Annotated in this window: 1 protein-coding gene; it reads right to left on the bottom strand. The window is 57.6% G+C overall.

The window, feature by feature from the left end:
- Positions 1-255 (bottom strand): carbohydrate ABC transporter permease (locus tag SB822_RS58915; protein WP_410859351.1); only part of this gene is annotated, 255 nt, incomplete at both ends.

Genomic DNA, 255 nt, shown 5'->3' with positions numbered 1-255 from the left:
GCCGATGCTCGGCGTCATGATCCATTGCCACGCCGTGCCGGTCACGATAAACGACAGCGCCATCGGATACAGAAACACCGCGCGCAATGCGCCTTCGTTGCGGATCTGCTGATCGAGCAGGATCGCGAGAAAGAGACCGAGGCCGATGCAAATGCCGATAAACGGAATGCCGAACCAGCCGAGGTTCGCAGCCGAGGTCCAGAACACGTCGTTATCGAACAGTTCGCGATAACGGTCCAGACCGACGAAATCATA

The organism is Paraburkholderia sp. SIMBA_054 (assembly GCF_046534875.1).
Lineage (GTDB): Bacteria > Pseudomonadota > Gammaproteobacteria > Burkholderiales > Burkholderiaceae > Paraburkholderia > Paraburkholderia hospita.
Note: the sequence above shows the minus strand (reverse complement) of the source record. Positions and strands in the feature narration are given on the sequence as shown.